This is a genomic window from Paenibacillus sp. FSL k6-2145 (genome assembly GCF_037976585.1).
GTDB lineage: Bacteria > Bacillota > Bacilli > Paenibacillales > Paenibacillaceae > Paenibacillus.
The window spans coordinates 7,086,355-7,108,134 of the sequence record NZ_CP150267.1; the positions used below are offsets into that span (position 1 = coordinate 7,086,355).

At 46.5% G+C, this 21,780-nt stretch carries 22 protein-coding genes; all 22 read right to left on the bottom strand.

Annotation, left to right across the window (positions count from 1 at the left end):
• Positions 1-26: 26 nt before the first annotated feature.
• The 22 genes from NZ043_RS31450 to rpsU all read right to left on the bottom strand — a co-directional run bounded on the left by NZ043_RS31450 (position 27) and on the right by rpsU (position 21,725).
• Positions 27-1,142 (bottom strand): Nif3-like dinuclear metal center hexameric protein, encoded by a 1,116-nt coding sequence (locus tag NZ043_RS31450; RefSeq protein WP_036674810.1) that lies wholly within the window; start codon positions 1,140-1,142, stop codon positions 27-29.
• Positions 1,118-1,876 carry a class I SAM-dependent methyltransferase gene (locus tag NZ043_RS31455; protein ID WP_133385556.1) on the bottom strand — a complete coding sequence of 253 codons (759 nt, stop codon included), beginning with the start codon at positions 1,874-1,876 and terminating at the stop codon, positions 1,118-1,120. The genes NZ043_RS31450 and NZ043_RS31455 overlap by 25 nt, the downstream gene beginning before the upstream one ends.
• 184 nt (positions 1,877-2,060) lie before the next feature.
• Positions 2,061-3,200 carry an RNA polymerase sigma factor RpoD gene (gene rpoD, locus NZ043_RS31460; RefSeq protein ID WP_062835490.1) on the bottom strand — a complete coding sequence of 380 codons (1,140 nt, stop codon included), beginning with the start codon at positions 3,198-3,200 and terminating at the stop codon, positions 2,061-2,063.
• A gap of 43 nt (positions 3,201-3,243) precedes the next feature.
• Entirely contained in the window at positions 3,244-5,064 is a 1,821-nt protein-coding gene (dnaG, locus tag NZ043_RS31465; protein WP_338587987.1) for a DNA primase, read from the bottom strand.
• A gap of 47 nt (positions 5,065-5,111) precedes the next feature.
• Positions 5,112-5,600, bottom strand: coding sequence for a YaiI/YqxD family protein (locus NZ043_RS31470; protein ID WP_047843776.1), 489 nt, complete (start codon positions 5,598-5,600; stop codon positions 5,112-5,114).
• A gap of 208 nt (positions 5,601-5,808) precedes the next feature.
• Positions 5,809-7,884, bottom strand: coding sequence for a glycine--tRNA ligase subunit beta (gene glyS / locus NZ043_RS31475; protein WP_249912142.1), 2,076 nt, complete (start codon positions 7,882-7,884; stop codon positions 5,809-5,811).
• On the bottom strand, positions 7,877-8,764 hold the full coding sequence (glyQ, locus tag NZ043_RS31480; protein WP_017687252.1) for a glycine--tRNA ligase subunit alpha: 888 nt from the start codon (positions 8,762-8,764) through the stop codon (positions 7,877-7,879). The genes glyS and glyQ overlap by 8 nt, the downstream gene beginning before the upstream one ends.
• A 410-nt stretch (positions 8,765-9,174) precedes the next feature.
• A complete protein-coding gene (gene recO / locus NZ043_RS31485) occupies positions 9,175-9,927 on the bottom strand; it encodes a DNA repair protein RecO (RefSeq protein ID WP_091028417.1) in 753 nt (250 codons plus the stop codon).
• A 33-nt stretch (positions 9,928-9,960) separates the two neighbouring features.
• Complete coding sequence (locus tag NZ043_RS31490; protein WP_074095877.1) at positions 9,961-10,101, bottom strand: YqzL family protein; 141 nt, start codon at positions 10,099-10,101, stop codon at positions 9,961-9,963.
• 104 nt (positions 10,102-10,205) lie between these two features.
• The gene (gene era, locus NZ043_RS31495) at positions 10,206-11,105 is read right to left on the bottom strand and encodes a GTPase Era (RefSeq protein ID WP_062835494.1); all 900 of its coding nucleotides are present in this window, start codon (positions 11,103-11,105) and stop codon (positions 10,206-10,208) included.
• 37 nt (positions 11,106-11,142) lie between these two features.
• Positions 11,143-11,556 (bottom strand): cytidine deaminase, encoded by a 414-nt coding sequence (locus NZ043_RS31500; RefSeq protein WP_076211616.1) that lies wholly within the window; start codon positions 11,554-11,556, stop codon positions 11,143-11,145.
• A 255-nt stretch (positions 11,557-11,811) separates the two neighbouring features.
• Entirely contained in the window at positions 11,812-12,183 is a 372-nt protein-coding gene (locus NZ043_RS31505) for a diacylglycerol kinase family protein (protein WP_017687246.1), read from the bottom strand.
• Positions 12,183-12,680, bottom strand: coding sequence for an rRNA maturation RNase YbeY (gene ybeY / locus NZ043_RS31510; protein WP_036674804.1), 498 nt, complete (start codon positions 12,678-12,680; stop codon positions 12,183-12,185). Before ybeY ends, NZ043_RS31505 begins: the two co-directional genes overlap by 1 nt.
• Before the next feature lie 113 nt (positions 12,681-12,793).
• Positions 12,794-15,043, bottom strand: coding sequence for an HDIG domain-containing metalloprotein (locus tag NZ043_RS31515; RefSeq protein ID WP_036674803.1), 2,250 nt, complete (start codon positions 15,041-15,043; stop codon positions 12,794-12,796).
• A 16-nt stretch (positions 15,044-15,059) separates the two neighbouring features.
• On the bottom strand, positions 15,060-16,031 hold the full coding sequence (locus NZ043_RS31520) for a PhoH family protein (protein ID WP_017687243.1): 972 nt from the start codon (positions 16,029-16,031) through the stop codon (positions 15,060-15,062).
• Positions 16,032-16,037: 6 nt separating this feature from the next.
• On the bottom strand, positions 16,038-17,231 hold the full coding sequence (gene yqfD, locus NZ043_RS31525; protein WP_133385559.1) for a sporulation protein YqfD: 1,194 nt from the start codon (positions 17,229-17,231) through the stop codon (positions 16,038-16,040).
• Positions 17,228-17,521: a sporulation protein YqfC gene (yqfC, locus tag NZ043_RS31530; protein ID WP_017687241.1), complete on the bottom strand. Its 294-nt coding sequence runs from the start codon at positions 17,519-17,521 to the stop codon at positions 17,228-17,230. The genes yqfD and yqfC overlap by 4 nt, the downstream gene beginning before the upstream one ends.
• 180 nt (positions 17,522-17,701) lie before the next feature.
• Complete coding sequence (locus NZ043_RS31535) at positions 17,702-18,304, bottom strand: hypothetical protein (protein WP_091028413.1); 603 nt, start codon at positions 18,302-18,304, stop codon at positions 17,702-17,704.
• 13 nt (positions 18,305-18,317) lie between these two features.
• Entirely contained in the window at positions 18,318-19,328 is a 1,011-nt protein-coding gene (gene floA, locus NZ043_RS31540; protein WP_076332307.1) for a flotillin-like protein FloA, read from the bottom strand.
• Between the two features lie 159 nt (positions 19,329-19,487).
• Positions 19,488-20,810, bottom strand: a complete 1,323-nt coding sequence (locus NZ043_RS31545) for an NfeD family protein (protein ID WP_051450046.1) — start codon at positions 20,808-20,810, stop codon at positions 19,488-19,490.
• 282 nt (positions 20,811-21,092) lie between these two features.
• The gene (locus tag NZ043_RS31550; protein WP_017687237.1) at positions 21,093-21,536 is read right to left on the bottom strand and encodes a GatB/YqeY domain-containing protein; all 444 of its coding nucleotides are present in this window, start codon (positions 21,534-21,536) and stop codon (positions 21,093-21,095) included.
• 15 nt (positions 21,537-21,551) lie between these two features.
• Positions 21,552-21,725, bottom strand: coding sequence for a 30S ribosomal protein S21 (gene rpsU / locus NZ043_RS31555; RefSeq protein ID WP_005547957.1), 174 nt, complete (start codon positions 21,723-21,725; stop codon positions 21,552-21,554).
• Positions 21,726-21,780: the final 55 nt, after the last annotated feature.

The following is a 21,780-nucleotide window of genomic DNA, read 5'->3' on the forward strand; positions in this document are numbered from 1 at the left end:
CTGGAAACCACATAGCAACGGTCTTTTTAGATAAATTGGAATACTTCCGTATTTACCTCTGAAGCTGTGACTTGCGTATCATATCGTTTTTCTTCCAAACGGGAACGAAGCCAATCCGCTGTTTTTGGTTTCATAATCTTTTCGGAATTATGTCCCGGGTCAATGATACACATACCTGCCATTAAAGCATCATGAGCCGTGTGATAATCAATATCTCCGGTCACAATAACATCCGCACCTTTGAAGCGGGCAGTGAGCGCATAACGGCTGCCAGAGCCGCCAAGAACCGCTGCTTTTTTGATCTGCTTGTTCAGATCTCCTACTACGCGCACATGAGGCACATTGAATTGGGTCTTCACGACCTCCACAAGCTCACCTAATGTCTTAGGTTCCCTAAGGGGTCCCAAGCGTCCCAAACCAAGCGTACGGCCCTTTAAATCCATGGCATAGAGGTCATAGGCCACTTCCTCATACGGATGAGCCTTAAGCATCGCCTGAACGACCTTACTTCTCAGACTTTGGGGTACGATGGTCTCAATTCGCATTTCTTCCACACGTTCCATTTGCCCTTGGGTACCGATAAACGGTTGAGTCCCTTCACCAGGTACAAACGTTCCTGTACCTTCCGTGTTAAAGCTGCACTTGTTGTATTGGCCGATACTCCCCGCTCCGGCTTCCAGAATGGCTTGAAGAACCTGTTCATGATGGGTACGAGGTACAAACACAGCCAGCTTGTACAGATGATCTGTGTGTACATCTTCCAGCGATTCTTTACTCTCGATGCCAAGTGCCTCGGCCATCCAGTCATTCATACCACCCTCGGCCACATCCAGGTTCGTATGACTGATATAGACAGCGATATCATGCTTAATCAGCTTTTCATACAATTTACCCATAGGTGTATCTGTACTCAGTGACTTAACCGGACGGAAAATGATGGCATGATGAGCGATAATCAGGTTCGCACCAATACGAATCGCTTCGTCCACCACTTCATCCGTTACATCCAAAGCCACTAACACGTGACTGATTTCTTTTTGCAAACTGCCTAGCTGGAGACCTATGCGGTCATCCGGTACAGCCAGATGTTTGGGAGCGAGCTGCTCCATCAGTTGAATTACAGTTTGACCTTTGGCAAACATGCCAAAACCTCCTTCAAGTTTGCGATAAGACGCTCTACCTCAGCCGCCTTGTCCCGGGAAGAATCCTGATCGGATTTGGAGATCGAGTTTACAACCCCTTGCAGTTTGATGATCTCACTTTCCCATTTGGCAAAGAATACATCCGTTGGACGATCCACCAAATAAGGTCCCATCCGCAGCAGCAAATCTTCCGTTAATTCTGCCCCGCCTTGAAGCGGGCGTGCACGATACACCTCTACATTGGCTATCGGGCTTACAGATTGTGGCATCGCCGTTATAATCTCATAAATTTTTCCATCTTCTTCGAGCAACTGTTCTGCTACAACCACCCAGTGATGCTCCAACAACCAGCGTCTGAGGATATCCTCTCCCACATTTGGTTGCAAAATAAGTAACTGGACTCCTTCCAGTTTGGATAAACCTCGGTCCAAAATAGAGGCAATCAGGGCACCACCCATGCCTGCAATGGTGATGACATCCACTTCTCCTGCAGAGATTACATCCAATCCGTCTCCACGGCGTACCGTTATTTTTTCTTTCAGGCCAGCATCACTGACTTGTTTGCATGCAGCATCATAAGGGCCAGGATTGACTTCCCCGGCTACTGCACTCGCAGCTTTCCCACTGCGGATAGCAGCTACTGGCAGCAACGCGTGGTCTGAACCGATATCAGCCATACGGCTGCCATCGGGAATTTGATCATGTATTCGCTGTAATCGATTCGAAAGTTTCATGAAGCACCTACACCATTCATTTAATTTATTGATTTGCATTGAACAAGGAAAAGCGATAAAATAAAATCCAATAAAACATTTCAAGGATGAATTTCCAAAACCAAGAAATCAAGACGTTTAAATTAAAAATAAAGGAGACCCCGCCGCCGCTAAAGCGTCTTGCGGAAAGTCTCCCATAGTTCGATTATTCGAGGAAATCCTTGAGTCGTTTACTACGACTCGGGTGGCGCAATTTACGAAGAGCCTTGGCTTCGATCTGACGAATACGCTCACGCGTAACACCAAATACCTTGCCAACTTCCTCCAGCGTTCTCGTCCGTCCATCGTCCAGACCAAAACGTAGACGAAGCACATTCTCTTCACGTTCAGTAAGTGTATCCAATACATCTTCGAGCTGTTCTTTCAGCAACTCATACGCAGCAGCATCCGCCGGAGCAAGTGCTTCCTGATCCTCAATGAAGTCACCCAGATGGGAATCATCTTCCTCACCAATTGGTGTTTCCAGAGAAACCGGTTCCTGTGCAATCTTCGTAATTTCACGAACTTTTTCTACACTCAGATCCATCTCAGCAGCGATTTCTTCTGGTGTCGGTTCACGCCCAAGTTCCTGCAACAGCTGACGGGATACCCGGATCAGCTTATTAATCGTCTCCACCATGTGTACAGGGATACGAATGGTACGCGCCTGGTCAGCAATAGCACGAGTGATCGCTTGGCGAATCCACCATGTAGCATACGTACTGAACTTGTATCCTTTTTTGTGGTCGAACTTCTCAACCGCTTTGATCAGACCCATATTACCTTCCTGAATCAAATCAAGGAACAACATTCCACGTCCAACGTAACGCTTGGCGATACTGACTACAAGTCGAAGGTTCGCTTCAGCCAGACGACGCTTGGCTTCTTCATCCCCGTTCTCAATCCGTTTAGCCAGTTGTACTTCATCATCTGCCGACAACAGTGGCACACGACCAATTTCCTTGAGGTACATACGGACAGGGTCATTGATTTTGATACCTGGCGGCAAGCTCAGGTCATCATCAAAGTGAAATTCGTCCTCTCCCTCTCTGGTGTTGTTCTCGGAATCTTCACTAGGACGAAGTGTAACCTCTTCATCATTTTCATTCACTACATCGATACCCAGATCGCTCAGTTGCTCATAGAACTCATCCATTTGCTCTGCATCCTGCTCAAAAGGAGAGAGTTTCTCTATAATTTCCTTGTAATTCAGCGAAGCTCTTTTCTTACCTGATTCAATCAATTGATCTTTAACCTGATCCAGTGTCAATTCTGTTTCTAGTTCAGTATGCTGATCATTCGCCATAACTCGACTCCCTCCTCCCTAGAAACATCTAATCATCAGACGTTCACTGTCTCTCTAGGGCAATCATTTCAATTGCAATCTGTGCCGCGCGTACAGAATCACCTGCCCGCTCTGCAGCAATCATTTCTTCTTTTTTCAAATCGTACTCTTTTTTACGCGGATACTTCAGCACTTCCCTGATGCAATCATCGAGCATTTGAATACTCCATTCACCTGGACCATCCATCATCGAGATTGAACTGACCGTTTTTTCCAAGCGATCGTCATGCAGTGAAGACATAAAACGGCTTGTATCCGACGGTTTGCCTTGCGCATAGTAGGCATATAGATAAGCAGCAATAGCTGCATGATCATCCAAGTTAAAAGCTTCACCAAGATGCTCATTCACGTACTGGGCAGCCTCATCATCCTGCAACATCCAGGCAATCAGTTTGCGTTCGGCAGCGTGATAAGCCGGCAACAGATTCGGTGTAGGCACCTGCCTATTTTGTTGCCTACCATTATTCCACCTTTTCGGGTTATTATCCCCGTACTGGAGGTTATTTTTCATTGCCTCCCGTTCTTCATTACACTCCTGCTTCAATGTTTCGAAGGATACGTCCACTTCTGCAGCCAGTTCACGAAGATACACTTCCCTTTCTGTTGGAGAAGGTAAGGGTGCAATCAATTTTACTGCTTCTTTCGAATAGGCGATTTGTCCGCCACCCTCTAGCAGTATATGGCTTTTTTTCAAGTTTATAAGTTTAAATTTTGTAGTTGTCACGGCACCATCCACAATCTGGTTTCGGAACCGTTCACCACCATGCTTCCGGATAAAATCATCCGGGTCAAGTCCCTCGGGTATGAGAGCCACTTTGACCTGCAATCCAGCTTCCTCAAGAATAGGGAAGTTTTTGAGTGCAGCAGCCTGTCCTGCTTTGTCGCCGTCATAACATATGATGACTTCGTCACACATCCCTTTGAGCATCAGTGCCTGATTCTCGGTTAGCGCAGTGCCCATTGCCGCTACACCATTCTGGATGTCCTGATCCCATGCGGAGATGACATCACCATATCCCTCGAACAAAATGGCTTGTCTTTGTTTGCGAATTGCATTTTTGGCATGATGCAGATTATAGAGAACACGGCTTTTGTTAAATAACCGGGTTTCCGGTGAATTTAGATACTTCGGTTGCCCATCTCCCAATATGCGTCCTGCAAATGCAATCGGCTTACCGCTCCTGCCATTAATCGGGAACATAATCCGGTCTCGGAATCGATCCACATATCCCTGACCTTCATTTCGCGGTGACAGAAGTCCACCCTTTTCCATCTCTTCAAGCGGATAGTTACGTTTCTCGAGAAATTGTACCAGTGTGTCCCAACGATTTGGTGCGAAACCAATCTGAAACTGGTCGATCAACTTGTCGCCAAAACCTCTTGAGCGTAAATACTCCATGGCTGACTTGCCGTGCTCTGTATTTTTCAACAAAAAATGATACAGCTTCGCGGTAAGCTCATAAGCCTCCAATAGACGTTCCGTCTCCGGATTCACATGAGCAGATTCACGCCCTTGCCAGTCCCCCATAGAGATGTGACTTTCTTCCGCCATCGTCTTGACAGCCTCGGGAAAGGATAACCCTTCGATTTCCATCCTGAATTTGATGGCATTTCCACCCGTGCCGCAACCGTAGCAGTAGAAAATTTGTTTCTCAGGTGTAACGGTGAACGAAGGCGTCTTCTCGGAATGAAAAGGACAGAGGCCCTTCATATACTTCCCCTGTTTGGTCAGATGCACAAATCGGCTCACCGTATCGACAATATCATTCTGCTGTAACACCGATTCAATAATACTTTCGGGTATACCGCCTTGTCCGGTACTCATCTCTGGCCACCTTCATCTCTTCAACACGTAAATATAATTCGATAAACTTACACATTCTCCTGCAAATCTTTTAAAAGTTTTGTCAGTTTATGTTGAAACATTTCTCGATCCTGCTCTGTGAAAGGCTTTGGGCCTTTCCCGTAATGGCCTCTTTTTCGTGCTTTGGCCGCAGTATGACGAGAATCCAACATGAAATCAATGTCACGATCGTTGAACTCACGACCACGAAAGGATAAAACATAACAACGTTTGCCGAGCGCAAGTGCCGCAAGTCCATAGTCCTGAGTGATAACCACATCATATGGCTTAATATGATTAGCAATATACAGGTCTGCGCTCTGATCACTGCGATCCACTTGCACGGTTCGTACCCCTTCTCCTCCTTGAAGCAAATGATCAAATGAAGAGACTAACAATACGGGGATGTTGAAAAGGCGAGCGGTTTGCGCAATCTCGGTTTTGACCGGGCAAGCATCACCATCCACAACAATGTGACGTATATTTAACTCACTCAAACCCAGACCACCCGGTTTCATAAAATAGCTGCATATTGTTATATACGACCCCGGCCAGGCAAAATCCTTCTGCCACAACAAGGGAAATCAAAGGCTAAAATACGGAGCGGTTGTAAAAAATACATTTCACAACCCGTTCCGTATATTTATACCCTCATATATCCTTCTTTAATACTGAATTTTAGCTTTGCGCCAAGTCTGTGGAAAAGGACTCATGAAATACGTCCAATTACCAAACCAACTTGGAAAAATCAGCAAATCCTTTTAAGTCACGATCAATAGCTGCGAGCAAGGCAAGTCGATTCGCCCGAACAGCTTCATCTTCAGCCATAACCATAACCGAATCGAAGAATGAGGTAATACCATCCTTCCAGGCAGATGCAATAGCCAGTGCTTCAGCAGCATGATGCTGAGTCAAAGCCTGACGATATTCTGCATTCGTTCTGCTCCATGACTCGTGTAACTGACGCTCTCCATCTTCTGTGAACAGTTCTGGATGTACAGAAGCATTGGATGCTTTGGCAGCCAGGTTACCCACACGGTTGAACGATTCAACCGTTGTTTTGAATGCGTCTCCTGTCAGAACAGCCGCCATCAACGCTTCACCTTTTGGAACCACAGCGCTGATATCATCGAATCCGGAAGAAATTACGGCATCCACTACGTCGTAGCGAACGGTTTCGGACAACAATTTTTTCACACGAAGACCAAAGAAGTCTTGCAGATCTTTACGAATCTCTTCATCTGCACGTTTCAACAGGTTCATCTGGGCATGCACTTGAAGTGCTGCTCCGAACACGTCTGACAATGTCAGCGGAAGCTTGTGATCCAGCAAAATCTGTACAATACCTGCAGCCTGACGGCGCAACGCGTACGGATCCTGAGAACCCGTTGGAATAATGTTGATTGAGAAACAACCCACGATTGTATCCATTTTGTCCGCAGCACTCACAATGGCACCAACAAGAGAAGCAGGGGATTGATCTCCAGCGAAACGTGGCTGATAGTGTTCAAATACCGCTTTAGCCACTTCTTCTTTTTCGCCAGCTTTACGAGCGTAATCCTCACCCATCACACCTTGCAGTTCCGGGAATTCACCCACCATCAGTGTCACCAGATCGAATTTGCAGATATCTGCTGAGCGGCTAACGGATTCGGCAACATCACCGGATACTTGCAGTTTGGCAGCAATTCCATCGGCAATCTTGCGAATACGGCGTACTTTATCTCCAACTGTTCCCAGCTCTTCCTGGAAGACGATACTTTCCAGCTTCGACAATGCATCCTTAATCTGAAGTTTCTGGTCTTCCTCATAGAAGAACTTGGCATCAGACAGACGTGCACGCAGTACTTTCTCATTCCCTTTGGCAATAACGTCCAGTGAATCACTTCCACCGTTACGTACCGTCACGAAGAATGGCAACAATTGTCCTTCATTGTCCAGTACAGGGAAATAACGCTGATGCTCACGCATGGAAGTAATCAATACTTCTTGTGGAATATTCAAGAATGAGGAGTCAAATGTCCCGAACAATACGGTAGGTGTTTCCACCAGGAACAGGACTTCCTCCAGCAAGTCTTCCTTAATCGCGATATCCCATTTCTTCTCAGCAGCCAGTGCCTGAATCTGGGATACAATCATCTGTTCACGTTCCTGGATATCAGCAATGACATGTTCTGCACGCAACACTTCCACGTATGAAGACGGAGTGGAGATCACGGCCTCCTTACCCAGGAAACGATGTCCGCGAGTTACATTACCCGATTTAACACCTGTCACTTCCAGATCGATAACATCACTGCCGAGCATAGCCACAATCCAGCGGATTGGACGTACAAATTTGAAATCATAGGAAGCCCAACGCATGAATTTCGGGAACGTCATGGCATGTAATACAGAAAGTAATCCTTCCCCAACCACAGAAGCCGTTTCCACACCTTTGCTACTCTTCGTTGCATAGATATATTCGACACCGTTCAGTTCCTTGAACGTAAACTGGTCCGGTTCAACACCTTGACTGCGGGCGAATCCGAGTGCAGCCTTGCTCCAATTGCCACTGTCATCCAGGGCAATTTTGCGTGAAGGACCTTTCACTTCTTCCTCGATATCTTCCTGTTTTTCAGCCACATTTTGAATCAAAACAGCCAGACGGCGCGGTGTAGCATATGCATTCACTTCACCATAAGCAATGCGGGATGCGTCAAGCCATTTCACGACACGCTCTTGCAGCTGTGCGATTGCTGCGCGCATAAAGCGTGCAGGTACTTCTTCCAGCCCGATTTCAAACAACAGATCCTTAGACATGCTCGGCTCCCCCTTTCTTGATCAGCGGGAAGCCTAGCTTCTCACGCTCTTCCATATATGTTGCAGCGACTTGGCGAGCCAGATTACGGACACGTGTGATGTAACCCGTACGTTCCGTTACACTGATAGCTCCACGTGCATCCAACAGGTTGAACGTGTGGGAACATTTCAGCACATAGTCATATGCCGGGAATACCAGATGCTGCGCCATGGCCTTGTTTGCTTCTTCTTCATGCATGTTGAAGAGTGTAAACAGCATTTTGACATCAGATACTTCAAACGTATATTTAGAGTGTTCGAATTCTGGCTGACGGAATACATCACCATAAGTGATACCTTCCACCCATTCCAGATCAAACACATTCTCTTTATCCTGAATGTAAGAAGCCAAACGCTCCATACCATACGTAATTTCAACAGCTACCGGATTTGTCTCGATTCCACCAACCTGTTGGAAATACGTAAATTGTGTAATTTCCATTCCATCCAACCATACTTCCCAACCAAGACCTGCACAACCGAGGGAAGGATTCTCCCAGTTATCTTCAACAAACCGAATATCATGTTTGAGCGGATCAATGCCCAGACGCTTTAGACTTTCCAGGTAAATTTCCTGAATATTGTCCGGTGAAGGCTTGATGATTACCTGGAACTGATGATGCTGGTACAGCCGGTTAGGGTTCTCACCATAACGTCCGTCCGAAGGACGACGGGAAGGCTCCACATAGGCCACTTTCCAAGGTTCGGGTCCAAGCGAGCGCAAAAAGGTCATCGGGTTCATCGTACCTGCCCCTTTTTCCGTATCGTATGGCTGGACAATAATACAGTTATGCTCGGCCCAGAATTGTTGCAGCGTTAGAATCATCTGCTGAAAATTCATAATCATGCTCCTTTTCAATGGTTTGTTAGCAAGCTTAGGACGGTGAAGACAACAATAAATAGCCCCCGTCCTACGCCTGTTGTACAGACGTAGGGACGAGAGCTATTCCCGCGGTTCCACCCTACTTGGCTTAGATCAAACAGGATGATCCTGTTCGTTCCAGCCCACTTTTCCGTGTCCATTCATGCTCCCGAGTGCCGTTTCAAAGACCGATTCAGCCAGGCTCCCACCATCCCCGGCTCGCTCATTCATGATTACCAAGTGTTATACAACGACTTGTGTCCATGAATGCAATAAATCCAGTCTTTTACTTTCTCGTTCAATGCATGTCTCATAAAGAGAAATTATATTTCATAATATATAAAATCTAGTATGAAGTCAAGATATAGTTTCGCTTCCACCAAAACGCCTCAAATCCCGTACTTCTCCATCTGATCGAGGAAAGAACGGGATTTAAGATTCAGACCGAGCTGATGATCCATAAAGGCACGCATCAACTTTTTGATCTCATCACGGGTAGACTCACTCACTGATATATTCCCCAAGCGCTGCAGATCCAACTGCGCGAACAAACGCAACAACTTCAGAGCCTTTGGACTTACTGACATCGCTGGAGGATCGAAATGTTTGCATGCTCGACACAAGACGCCACCAAGTCTGGGACTCATAAACAACTGCTCATCTGGTCGCTCCTGGTTGCAGGAGATGCACTCATCAAACTGTGGACCATATCCAGATGCCTGTAATATTTTCATTTCGTACAGACTTGTAATAACAACCGGATCTTTCTCTTCCTTCAACGCCTGCAAACACGCCTTTAACTGTTTGAACCAAAATGTCCCCGTCTCTTCATCCTGAAGCACACGATCCAATAGTTCACACGCATAAGAGGCATAAGAGGCCTTGACCAAATCTTCACGCAACTCATGATAAGATTCAACAATTTCTCCAGCGTTCAGTGTGCCTAGACCTGTATTTCGAAAATATACATATTGACCATACGTAAACGGCTGCACCAGTGCAGCATGTCGGCTCTTGGGCTTTTTGGCACCGCGGACGAGTACTCCTACTTTCCCGCCGCTTTCGGTGCAAAGCGTAATGATTTTGTTCCCTTCGCCGTAGTCCATGCTGCGGATGACAATCCCTTCCACCCTGTATAGCATGCCTCGTCACCTAACCATTCCCGAATCAGCCAATTATCCTTCGGCTTCTTCATCTTCAATCACTTCCCTTGCGTTATCCGACTCCTGTCCTAACGAGTTACATGCCTCGGTATATAACAAATAGGACTCTACATCCCCCGTCATCGCAAAAACCTTCCACGAAAAATCTCGCATCGGAATTTCATCCTCTCTTCGGAAATGACGTCTGCATCTACCAAATAGGATGGAGTCTTGCAAGGTAAACTATGTGTTGCAATTACTGGATACAATTCCGACGATCAGTCGCGGCCAAAGCCAAGGTCACGCAGAACTCTATCCTGATTTCTCCAGTCTTTTTTCACTTTAACCCACAGGTCCATGAAAATTTTGGAGCCGAGCAAGTTCTGAATATCGTGTCGAGCTCGTTTACCCACTTCTTTCAGAAGGGCACCCTGCTTCCCGATAATGATTCCTTTTTGCGAATCCCGTTCCACAAAAATGACAGCTGAGATATAAACGACACCGTTATCTTGCACTTTCATATCCTCAATCGTTACGGCAATGGAGTGTGGCACTTCTTCACGAGTCATCTGCAAAATTTTCTCACGGATCAACTCTGCACATACAAACTGCTCCGGATGGTCAGTAACCTGGTCATCAGGATAGTACTGTGGACCTTCTGGCAAATACTTGCCGAGCTGTTCCAATAAGGTGCTTACATTGCTGCCGAGCATGGCAGATACAGGCACGATTTCAGCGAAATCATGCAGTTTGCGATACTCCTCAATAAGGGGCAGCAGCGCTTCCGGCTCAATTTTGTCAATTTTATTCATGACAAGAATGACAGGCGTACGAATATTTTTCAACTGTTCCGCAATATAACGGTCACCGCCACCCATGCCTTCCGAAGCGTCAATCAGGAACAGCGCTGCTTCTACTTCTCCAAGTGTGTTCAGAGCAGTCTGGTTCATGTAATCGCCAAGTTTGGATTGACGTTTGTGAATACCCGGTGTGTCCAAGAATACGATTTGCTGATGTTCGGATGTATATACACCATGAATTTTATTACGTGTGGTTTGTGGTTTGTCCGACATGATCGCAATTTTCTGTCCGATCACCTGGTTCATCAGTGTGGATTTACCTACGTTTGGACGTCCAATAATAGCTACAAAACCGGATTTAAATGCTTGTTTTTTCATATGTTCCTCCTCAGGCGCCTAGGCCTGGAATATTGGTTTATTTTTTGGCAGAATTCAGATCAGAAGGCCCAAAAGCCCAAGGTAACAGTTCAGCAACGGTGGTCTCTTGCAGATCACCTTTCATGTTCCCCAAGATAACTTTCATATCCGGTTCACACAGTTCGTACATGACCTGACGACATACGCCACATGGAGCAATCGGACCATCCGTGTCTCCCACAATGGCAATCGCTTTGAAGCTGCGAGGCTTCTGCCCACCTGCAATGGCACTGAACATCGCTGTACGCTCAGCACAGTTACCTGGGGTATAAGCAGCATTCTCAATATTACAACCATGATGCACATGACCTTCACTGTCAAGCAAAGCCGCGCCTACACCAAAATGGGAGTAAGGCGTATACGCCTTCGTACGTGCCTTAATTGCTTCTTGCATTAACAAACCGTTATCCATCATTATTCTCTCCCTTAGGGTGCAATATAAAATCAAACTAGTGCATTTACACTGGACACTCCGCTGTCAGAACAACCTTCCGAGCGCTGTTATCCCCAGATTTTTTTGATCCCTTTTAAAGGGGAAATCCGGGGATAAAGGCGCACACTCCGTTTCTTCAGGTTTCTTCTGACCTCTCCGTTATCGTGTTTGCATCAAGTAAATTTATATTAGTGTGTAGTATTAAAATCAAATCAAAACAAGGTTAAAACAAAATCAGTACAAACCCAGCCAGCTCATCACCGGCTTAATGAAAACGATACAACCGATGATGACGGCGAATACCGCAGCCAGCAGAACTGCCCCGGCCGCGGTATCCTTTGCCGCTTTTGCCAGCGGATGGATATGGGGGTGTGCCAAGTCAACCGCTGCCTCTACAGCCGTGTTCATCAATTCAGTCACCAGCACCAAAAAGACAGCGGTCAGCACAAACATCCAATCCGTTCTTGAGATTCTGAAAAAAAAGCCGGCTACACACATCAAAATAGCCACTCCCGTGTGAACTCTCACATTACGCTGAGTCCGCAACCCATATGCGATTCCTTCCGCAGCATTGCGGAATACCAGACCCCAGGAGCGCCTTTTCATTATCGTGTCAACCCGGCCTGGGCCAATACCGCTTCTTGTTTACCCATCATTTCAGCCTCACTTGCTTCATCCTGATGGTCATATCCGAGCAGGTGTAAAAAACCATGGACAAACAGAAAACCAAGTTCACGTTCAAATGAGTGTCCATACTCCTCACTTTGCAGGATGGTCCGTGGTACGGAAATGATGATGTCACCAAGAACATCCGGCATTTCTTCCATTTCTTCATCTTCGTCCAGCTCATAGATAATATCAAGCTCTTCATCAACCGTTTCGTTCATCGCAAAAGACAGTACATCCGTAGGACGGTCAATGCCGCGATAATCACGGTTCAACTCATGGATCTGCTCATCGTTTACAAAAGTCAGAGCCACTTCCCCGTCTGCAACACCTTCCGCTTCTCCTGCAAGGTTCAGCAACTGTTCCAGCATTGCAATCATCGGTTCTGTAATTTCTTTATCCTGTTGTTCATTATTCCATGCCAGATTAAGACTCATTCCTTCATAACTCCTATCTACTAATATTAGAGGTTGTTCAAAAAAACTTTCTAACTTCATCCCATCTTCTCGGTACTGAAAACCAACCTTTTTGAACACGAACTATTATTAAATTAGCCTGCTTCGGGTGAAGTCGGCTTTGGTTTCTTAATCTCCTCCGGATATTCGATCCTGGAGTGGAAGATACCCATCACCGTTTCCTTTAATGTTCTGGCGACGATATCCAGTTCACGCATCGTAAGGTCACAATCATTGAATTGATGATCGTCCAATCGTCCTTTAATAATCTTCTCAATCATGGACTCCACTTGCTCCACTGTCGGTTTGCGCAAAGATCTCACAGCAGCCTCCACACTATCGGCAATGCCAACAATAGCCGATTCCTTGGACTGAGCCTTTGGCCCAGGGTAACGGAAATCTTCTTCCGTGAAATCAGGCTCAACGCCTGCTTCTTCCGCCTGGCGCAGTGCTTTGTGATAGAAATAGTGGAGAAATGTCGTGCCGTGGTGCTGTTCCGCAATATCCCGAATAGGTCTGGGCAGCTTGTAATCCTTCTGCATTTCCACCCCATCGCGCGCATGGGCTACGATAATGGATTTGCTCAGTTTCGGATCAATTGAATCATGCGGATTCTCCATATTGTTCTGATTTTCAATAAAATAGATGGGACGCTTCGTCTTGCCAATATCATGATAATACGAACCCACTCGGCAGAGCAATCCGTTAGCTCCTATGGCTTCTGCTGCTGCTTCGGACAGATTGCCTACCATAACGCTGTGATGATAGGTACCCGGTGTCTCCGTCAGCAACTTACGTAGAAGCGGATGGTTCGGATTAGACAGTTCTACCAGTTTGAGCGCTGACAAGATGCCAAATGAAGTTTCAAAAAATGGCATCAGCCCAATGACCAGTATGGCAGTTAATACGCCACCCGCAAATGCAAACCCAACCCCATACAGTGTCGTGGTTCGATTCCAATCTCCCGAGTCAATTAAAGCCAGGGTGAAGACGGCTATCGACCCGAACAGACAGACCATAATGGCCCCTTTCAGGATTGTTGATCGCTGGCTAGCCTTATGAGTTGCAAAGATCGCAACAAATGAAACCAATACAGCAAAGAAACCTAGTTCGAAGTCAAAAAGTTGACCCTGATGCGTATTCAAAATAATGCTGGACAACATACCGATCAAAATCGAACATACAAAGGCAAGCGACGTATCCAGCAACAGCGCAATTAACATCGCTCCTACCGCAACAGGTGCAAGGAAGCCAACATAAGACCTCTCATTGGTCTGGATAATCGCCGTCACATGCATAACTACAATCGTAATAATAAAAATGAGAACAAGCATCAACAGCTGCGCATTATTATATTTGAAATGCGTTCCGCTGCCTTGCTGAATATACATCAGAATGGCTGCCGACAACAGGCAGGAAAACATAAGAAGTCCAAGCTGCGGCCAGTAGTTCACTTCATTTTTCAGCAGGTCATTTTCATCCAGCAAAGTATACATCTCCGGGGTGATCATCTCACCCTTGGCAACTAATGTGTCCCCTTGCTTGATAAAGACGGTTTGCGTGTTCTCACGCGCCTGAACTTTCGCTTCCTTCGTTCCCTCTTCATCGTAGAAGCGGTTAGCGGTCACCACGAGGCGAGCAAGCTCTTGCACGACCTCACGTTGCGTACGCTTACCAAGAGAGCTGACACTCACCATCTCAGCTACTTTGGCACGGGCAGTGGTTGCATCGCTGATCTGATCCGTCATTAACCGGGCAACAATATCCCTCGCAACCGGTTTCATCTCCTGGATATCATCCGATGTGAGACGCGAGATTTTGATGTAAGTTTCTTCAGGAATACGGTAGCTTTGCTCCTGTACCACATTTCTGATCTCTTCCAACAGAGTCTCGGAGTATGTACCGGCTTTCCGATTATTATTGATATAGTTGGTCACAAAATCCTTCTGGCGCTGCGGAATTTCATCCCGATATATATCAATCTTGTCCTGACTTGAGATCTGATCATCCTGATTTAATCGATCAACACGATCAAGCAGAGTAGTCATCAAATTTTCATTTCGTAGCTGGACAATCTGAAATATCGGCTGTACCCGTTCAGCAGCTTCTTCCTGTGCTTTGAGTGTGGCCTTGTTATTCGGAATCTGCATGGGCGCAGCAATATCCACTTCACTCCGTGTACCTTCCTGAATATCATACCGCTCAGGGAGCAGCTTGGAAGCCAGACTGACGTAGAAAAGAATCACCAGAAACAAAAACAGAAGATAGCGTGCCCACACGCTATACTTCCATCCTGTAGCCTTATTCTGAAAAGATTTGCCTTTTGACGGTTCCTTCGAGGTCACTTTAGACAATCCCTTTCTATGCTTGATTTTCTGCGGCGTGGTTGTAAGCCACGATAATTTTCTGGACAAGGGAATGCCGTACAACATCTTGCTCGGCAAAATAGACAAATCCAATCTCGTTAACTTCATTCAAGATCGTATTCGCTTCCACAAGCCCGGATTTCTTACCACGCGGTAAATCAATCTGTGTCACGTCTCCGGTGATGACCATTTTGGAGCCAAAACCAAGACGAGTCAGAAACATCTTCATCTGTTCCGGCGTTGTGTTCTGTGCTTCATCGAGAATGATGAAGGAGTCATCCAGCGTACGCCCCCGCATGTAGGCGAGTGGCGCGATTTCGATTAATCCTCGCTCCAGTGCCTTAGCGGTCTGTTCTTGTCCCATAACGTCATACAGGGCATCGTACAGCGGTCTCAGATACGGGTCTACCTTTTCTTGAAGATCACCTGGCAAAAACCCAAGACTCTCTCCCGCTTCAACAGCAGGCCGTGTGAGCACAATGCGTTTGACGCTGCCTTCTTTAATTGCGGCAACAGCCAGAACAACAGCAAGGTAGGTTTTACCCGTACCGGCAGGACCAATGCCAAATACAATATCACGTTTTTTAATTGTAGTTACATAGTGCTTCTGCCCAATGGTTTTAACACGGATTGGTTTACCTCGGTATGTCGTTGTAATCTCACCCTTGAACAGATCCAATAGCTGGTCTGCCCGCATATCCTTGGCAAGTTCAATCGCATACTTCACATCTCTCTCGGTTAACACATATCCATTGCGTATCAATTGCAGTAACACGTCAAATAATTGTTCAAGCGATTCCACCTGCTGTGCGTTGCCAAATATCACAATCTCCGCTTCACGGGATGCAATCTGGGCGGGAATCTCGGATTCAATCAGTTTAAGAAAAGTATCTTGGGGTCCAAAAAGAGATTGGCCCTCTCCCGCACTCTGGAGGGAGATTTGTATGCTGCGTGTTTGCTCTGACAAATATCCTCATTCTCCTTGACTATGGACTAGCGGAAGTTCTTCCGCAATGCTTTCTTCTACTTCAAATAAGACTTTCATATAAACTTTACCATTCTCTTTCTTCTCATGCAAAATTTTTTCACTTATAATTTTTGTTCCTTTGCCGTTTTTGGCGATAATATCGTTCCTTGCTCCTTCCAATCCTTTCGTTCTGGCCCATTCTATCGTCTGTTGTTGCTCATGCTCTCGGGTCTCCAGATCTTTCTCTGTCAGCCAACCCATGGGAAGTGTAAAGGATCGCCACGTCAATGGTTTATGATTACTCTCGGTATCAAATGAACTGAACGGTGTACTTCCGTACCCCCACAGTTGGATCGCCCATTTCCCCAGCACCATATAAAAACGTTCTTTGCTCTCACCTGTCATTGTGTTATGTTTTTGCACCAGCGGAACCTCTACCTGATACTCACGCCATACCAGACCACGAACTTCGCCTTTGGCAACGATGGTTTTAGTGTTCTCCTCATCCCCGAGAATCCCCGAGATCAATACCTGACCCTTTTTGACACGCATGTCCTTCTGAACAACAGGGCGTCCCTGCTCCGCATAGATTTGAGTGACCACAGCATCTGACTTGCTGATCAAATGTCTGGGATTCAGCAATGGTTCGCGCTTGGGTTGCGCCGATTCTACGACCTGAATGGTAATGGTTGTCCCCTCTTTGCTCACGCCAATCCAGGTTACATCCGGCAGAGCGAGTGCAAGCTGTCTAGAGAGCTTGTCTTGGCTTTGCAGACGGAACCCCCATTGCAAAGGATATATCCCCTCTTTCTTCGCTGCTGCAAGCACCTCGTCGGTGGGAATGGTGACGTTACCCTTGACCTCCACACTCCATACCATGGACGACAACGCAAACAAAGCTGCCACAAAAAACAGCATACCCCCAAGAAAGAACTTCCTCCGCAATAAACGGGCCGCAAAAAAGGGGAAACCGCTGCGATGGGTTACTTTCACCCTGCAGCCTGTCCGTTTCAACACAGGACGCAACCTGAAAAAATGCGGCAGCAGAATGTTCATCTCTGCCACGCGTCCATCGTGAGCACGCAGGTTCCAAACTTCCAGTCCCTGCTCTGCCACCGTGTTGATCAATGTTTCAATGTCTCCCCCAGTGACCGTGATTCGGACTGCTCCCCGCAGTTTGTACAGACTGGGCTGCTTCATCCGTTCCCCTCCACTCCATTCATATGAATATCCAGAATCGTTCCTTCAACAGCTACTTCATCCGGCAAAATGTTACGTATCACCAAGGCAGTTCCTTTGATCTCCAACTGGCCTTGGGAAAGAGCCAGCACGATGCGATCCGGGGTGAAATGGATGACACCGCGATGATTCTCTATATACAGTTGCTTACTGCCGATCAGGGTTAACCGTGGCATATCATAAAGCACATCCTGCGGCAGATCCAACACTTCACTGGTCCATCTGCGCAGCTTGCGGCTGATCCGGGTCATTCGAAGGTCTTCCCCCTTCCTCTACAGTTCAACTTATGCGCAGATTCATGAATTTATGAAAATTCCGGGGCGTGTTAGGGACGAATGTTGAGAAAAAAGGATAGAACACAGAAAAAGCCGTCTCCGGCGGCTTTATGCTCACCAGAGACGGCTTTATTTCCGTCCAGCAACTTAACTTATTTATAGTTTCCCTCTTGTACCAAACGGCTGTTTGGAACGAGGAGAACCCAGTACTTCTGCCCACAGGACACCTGTGCGAATATCAGCAGGACGAAGCGGAGACGCTCCCGATTCATCAATGCTGGTCTCATCCCAACTGGAATCAGACACAACTGGCCGATTCGCAGAAGAGATGCGATTCAAACGTTCTTCAATCAAGCGCTGCTGTTCTTCCATGCCTCTCATCTGTTCCTCAAGTGAATTTTCCATGGCACTCATCGTGCCCTCACTTCTGTAGTCAGTTGCGGGGCGAGAAGATGCAGCAGGCTCCGAGTACGGCTGATCATACTGATTCTCATATTGCACGTCATCATACCGATCGTCATACTGTTCATCATAACGTGGGTCTGCAGGTCCGGAAGACTGCTGCTGCGGAGATGAGTTGTCTCTTGAGCGTTCATCCCGGCCTGAATCACCGCTGCCTCCAAACGTAGGCATCCCGTTGGCAGGACGCTTTTTGTTCGGATCAGCCGATTTGGCAGCTTTCCCCAAGAAGGAGAAGAGCGCAAAACCGATGACGGCCACAATATACAGATTATCAAAAATCCATTCAAATAGGCCCATATGCACTCACCGCCTATCTTCCGTTTTTGGAATCACCCTGATCGTTGGAATTCGAACCTTCACCAGGTTTTCCCAAGGTATTACGCATTTGAGTATCCGCTTCAATATTCTTCAGGTTCATATAGTCCATAACACCAATCTTACCACTACGCAGAGCTTCAGACATTGCCAAAGGTACTTGGGATTCGGATTCTACAACGCGTGCTCTCATTTCCACTACGCGTGCTTTCATCTCTTGCTCTTGGGCTACGGCCATTGCGCGACGCTCTTCCGCTTTCGCTTGTGCGATACGTTTGTCAGCTTCTGCTTGCTCTGTTTGCAAGAAGGCACCAATGTTTTTACCTACATCAACGTCCGCAATATCAATGGACAGGATTTCAAAAGCAGTACCTGCATCCAGACCTTTGGACAATACGGTACGGGAGATCAGGTCCGGGTTTTCCAGGACGTCTTTGTGAGAATTGGAGGAACCGTTTGTACTTACGATACCTTCACCAACACGGGCGATGATCGTTTCTTCACCAGCACCACCGACGAGACGGTCAATATTGGCACGAACCGTAACCCGCGCTCTAACTTTAACTTCAATACCATCTTTGGCTACCGCAGAGACAATCGGTGTTTCGATAACACGTGGGTTAACGCTCATTTGTACGGCTTGTAATACGTCACGACCTGCGAGGTCAATAGCAGCAGCACGTTCAAATTCGAGTGGAATGTTGGCACGTTGTGCAGCAATCAGAGCGTTTACAACACGGTCAACATTACCACCGGCCAAGAAGTGACTTTCCAGTTGGTTCATTGAGAGTTTAAGACCGGCTTTAGTTGCTTTAATCATTGGATTAACGATACGGCTAGGCGTTACACGTCTCAGTCTCATCGCTACCAGAGTAATAATACTTACACGTACGCCGGATGCAATCGCTGAAACCCAGAGCATAACCGGGAAAAAGCTGAAGAATACGCTCAATACGATAATACCTACTACCGCAATGAGCAAAATCGTAATCATAGATGTGTCCATTGTTTAATTTCCTCCATTTGCAATTAGAATTTGATAAAAATATTTGAGAAGGCATTCATAAGTCCGCTGCTAAAATTAAAGAAATGCACCACGCTGGCAGCTTCAGCTAATGGTTATGTACATTGCCGAAGCGTTAATCCGCTTCGACAACAGAGCGAGTTACACCGGCAAAGCTTGCTGAACCACAATCCGGGTACCTTCCGCTTTAATCACAATAATCGGAGTATCGATGGGAATAAAATCTCCGTCCGTCACAACGTCAATTCGTTCCCCTTCAAACATCGCTGTTCCAGAAGGACGAAGTGGTGTCAGACTGATTCCTTGCAGACCAACCAGCTCTTTGCGTTCTGTGGCTGATGAATAACCCCGATCCGCAGACATGCTGTCACTCAATATGAACCGATTCCATATCCCTCGATCCTTAAAGATAATTGAGATGATCGCAATGACTACCAGTGCTGCTCCAAAAGCGATACCCAGAGATACAAATGCATCACTCGTATCATAAGCAGCCCTTACAACACCGGCCACAAGCGCAATTGATCCCAAAATCCCCAGAATACCAAAGCTCGGAATAAACATCTCCAGAATCATCATGATGAGTCCGACGGTAAATAGCACCCATGTCTCTGCTCCGGCAAATCCCGCAATGTAATTACCCGAGAAATACAACACGAAACACACGATACCTACAATACCAGGAACTCCAAAACCAGGAACAATCAATTCAATGATCACACCCGCGATTCCGAGGAACAATAATACAGTCATGACAACCGGATTGGTAAGAAAAGAGGAGATATTCTCCGCTGTTGTTCGTTCTACCTTAAATACGTCATCCTGACTGTAACCGAGCCAAGCTGCCGCTTCTTCCGGTGTGTTGCTGATGTGGTCGGCATAACCAACTTTCAGCGCTTCTTCAGCCGAGAGAGCAATAATTTCACCTTTTTGCTTGGTTTTATTGATCTCTGGCATTTCAACAACGATGTTAACATCCGTCATTCCAGCTGCAATCTTGCCATCACGACCACTGATTTCTGCCGCTCCCTGCATTTTGCTTTTCCAGAATGCAACAAGTTTTGGATCATCAACATGTTTACCCGTACTGTCGACCATTGCTGCCGCACCAATCATACTGCCTGGTGACATTACGATCTTATCTGCATTCAGAGCCAGAAAACTCCCGGCTGAAGCAGCATCTCCACGAACAAATGCAACAGTCTCAATCGGACTGTCCTTGATCAGGGTACCCAATGCTTCTGCAGTGTCGACACGGCCTCCCGGCGTATTGATATCAAGAACGATCAGGCCAGCATTCATCTCTTCTGCTTGCTTGAACCCGCGTTCCATGAACTTGCCAAGTCCCTGCTCGATTGGTTTATCAACCGGAATAATATATACGGCACCACTCTTCTCAGCTGCATGCGCTGACGGTGATCCAATCCAGACAGGAAGCAACAGCGTCAGCAGCATTAAGAGCATCAATGGCCCCGTAAGCTTCTTCCGGCGCTTTCCCTTCACAATAGTCCCCCCTTTTCCATTAATGTTATACTGTCCAGCTTATGGTATTTATTACGTGCAATGCAACATTTCGTTTCAAAATCTTAAAATTATATTTGAAAACTCGATCAATTGCAAGAATAAAAATCCATAATAATATATATTAACCATTAAAAAGAAATTTCGTCATCCCAAGGACATCATGCTTTCTGATAAATGGAAAAAACACCTCCTGACAAGTCAGGAGGTGTTTATTGATTTGCTTTATTGCAGAAATTGTTGAACTGCTTGATTTACCAGTTTGCCGTCCGCTTTGCCTTTAACTTTCGGCATAAGGGCCGCCATGACTTTCCCCATCTCGGCTTTCGAAGAAGCACCGGTTTCCTGGATGGTCTGCTGTACAATAACTTTAATTTCTTCTTCGGTAAGCTGTGTGGGAAGGTACTGGATGAGTACTTCAATTTCCGCTTTTGCATTTGCCGCGAGATCTTCACGGCCCGCTTTGTCAAATTCTTGGAGGGCATCTTTGCGCTGTTTGATTTCACGACTCAGGATATCAAGCACTTCGTTGTCATCCAAATCTCTTTTCAAATCTATTTCAAGATTCTTGATCGTCGAACGAATCAACCGAATGTTGGAGAGTCTGAACTTGTCCTTACTCTTCATCGCTTGCTTCATATCTTCGTTCAATCGTTCGCTAAGATTCATGTAGTTAAAATCCTCCTAAAACTTTCTCTTACGAGCAGCCTCGGACTTTTTCTTGCGCTTTACGCTTGGCTTCTCATAATGCTTACGTTTCTTCACCTCAGCCAATACGCCATCTTTAGCGATGGAGCGTTTAAAACGACGAAGTGCAGCATCAATAGTCTCGTTTTTGCGAACTTTAGTTTCAGACACCAGTTTTCCCTCCCTCCGACCAGACCGTCCAAGAGCAATAACACGGTTCATCATC

Coding starts and splice junctions, on each gene's coding strand:
- NZ043_RS31450 (WP_036674810.1), bottom strand. CDS start 1,142: ATGTTTGCCAAAGGTCAAACTGTAATTCAACTGATGGAGCAGCTCGCT.
- NZ043_RS31455 (WP_133385556.1), bottom strand. CDS start 1,876: ATGAAACTTTCGAATCGATTACAGCGAATACATGATCAAATTCCCGAT.
- rpoD (WP_062835490.1), bottom strand. CDS start 3,200: ATGGCGAATGATCAGCATACTGAACTAGAAACAGAATTGACACTGGAT.
- dnaG (WP_338587987.1), bottom strand. CDS start 5,064: ATGAGTACCGGACAAGGCGGTATACCCGAAAGTATTATTGAATCGGTG.
- NZ043_RS31470 (WP_047843776.1), bottom strand. CDS start 5,600: ATGAAACCGGGTGGTCTGGGTTTGAGTGAGTTAAATATACGTCACATT.
- glyS (WP_249912142.1), bottom strand. CDS start 7,884: ATGTCTAAGGATCTGTTGTTTGAAATCGGGCTGGAAGAAGTACCTGCA.
- glyQ (WP_017687252.1), bottom strand. CDS start 8,764: ATGAATTTTCAGCAGATGATTCTAACGCTGCAACAATTCTGGGCCGAG.
- recO (WP_091028417.1), bottom strand. CDS start 9,927: ATGCTATACAGGGTGGAAGGGATTGTCATCCGCAGCATGGACTACGGC.
- NZ043_RS31490 (WP_074095877.1), bottom strand. CDS start 10,101: ATGCGAGATTTTTCGTGGAAGGTTTTTGCGATGACGGGGGATGTAGAG.
- era (WP_062835494.1), bottom strand. CDS start 11,105: ATGAAAAAACAAGCATTTAAATCCGGTTTTGTAGCTATTATTGGACGT.
- NZ043_RS31500 (WP_076211616.1), bottom strand. CDS start 11,556: ATGGATAACGGTTTGTTAATGCAAGAAGCAATTAAGGCACGTACGAAG.
- NZ043_RS31505 (WP_017687246.1), bottom strand. CDS start 12,183: ATGAAAAGGCGCTCCTGGGGTCTGGTATTCCGCAATGCTGCGGAAGGA.
- ybeY (WP_036674804.1), bottom strand. CDS start 12,680: ATGAGTCTTAATCTGGCATGGAATAATGAACAACAGGATAAAGAAATT.
- yqfD (WP_133385559.1), bottom strand. CDS start 17,231: ATGAAGCAGCCCAGTCTGTACAAACTGCGGGGAGCAGTCCGAATCACG.
- yqfC (WP_017687241.1), bottom strand. CDS start 17,521: ATGACCCGGATCAGCCGCAAGCTGCGCAGATGGACCAGTGAAGTGTTG.
- NZ043_RS31535 (WP_091028413.1), bottom strand. CDS start 18,304: ATGGGCCTATTTGAATGGATTTTTGATAATCTGTATATTGTGGCCGTC.
- floA (WP_076332307.1), bottom strand. CDS start 19,328: ATGGACACATCTATGATTACGATTTTGCTCATTGCGGTAGTAGGTATT.
- NZ043_RS31545 (WP_051450046.1), bottom strand. CDS start 20,810: ATGCTCTTAATGCTGCTGACGCTGTTGCTTCCTGTCTGGATTGGATCA.
- NZ043_RS31550 (WP_017687237.1), bottom strand. CDS start 21,536: ATGAATCTTAGCGAACGATTGAACGAAGATATGAAGCAAGCGATGAAG.